1 protein-coding gene is annotated in these 873 nt (G+C 58.1%); it reads right to left on the reverse strand.

Features of this window, described 5'->3' with window-relative positions; all coding sequences use genetic code 11:
* A partial coding sequence (locus tag B3P58_RS01840) for a hypothetical protein (protein WP_286715663.1) occupies positions 1-768 on the reverse strand: 768 nt, incomplete at its 3' end.
* Positions 769-873 lie beyond the last annotated feature (105 nt).

Genomic DNA, 873 nt, shown 5'->3' on the forward strand with positions numbered 1-873 from the left:
CAGCACGATGAGCCAGGGCGTAGCCAGTGGCACCAGCTCAAGTTGCGGGCGCTCGTCAGAAGGAATGTAGGTCAGATACCAGTAATCATTAATTGGCTTGGTGACAATGGTGCCGGCGCGTTTGACTTCCTGGCCGATGCGGAAAATTTCCAGACCACGGCTGCGGTCGTTATCGACAAACTGGTTAACCACAATCTGTCCCATGGTCTGGCTGGTGCCGGACTGAAACTGCGACAGCCAGCCTGAGCCGTATTCGGCCAGTAACACGCCGGCGATCTGGTTTTGTTCATTGCGGATAGGTGAAGCCCAGTAGAAATGCAGGCTGCCATTGCGCTGTACGGCCTCAAGGCGCATATCGGCGCCACTGAGAGTACGGCTGACCAGTTCCTGTACGGCATAGCCGTGGCTGCTCTGCAGGCCCATCGCATCTTCACGGCGGATCAGCTGCAATGAGGATACGCCGGATAAAAACTGACGCAGGGTTGCCTTCCAGGCCGGATCGTTTTCTTCCAGTGCGCGTACGGTCAGCGGGTGGCGACTGGCCGCTGTCTGCAGGCGGCGGGTGTCCTGCAGGCGGGTGCTGAGCGAGTGTGCCATCTGCTCGGCCATGGCGTCGGCAAAGGCACGGTCAACATCAGACTGGGTAAACAGGTTGACCTGAATACTCTGAAAAGAAAGCCCGCCGGCAATAAACAGCAGCGCCAGCCAGATGGTGAGGCGGCTGTAAAAGACGATGGTACGTTTGGGCGTGCGGGCTTTTGTTCTCATGTTGCTTCCTTTCGGCCGGGGCTGTGCACTACCCCTGATTTATTGTTGTATGAGGCAAGCAGATTGTGCGGCGCTTCAGCTGCGCCCGGAGTGGCCAAAACCGCC

Source organism: Thalassolituus sp. UBA2009 (assembly GCF_002335285.1).
GTDB lineage: Bacteria > Pseudomonadota > Gammaproteobacteria > Pseudomonadales > Oceanobacteraceae > Venatoribacter > Venatoribacter alkanivorans.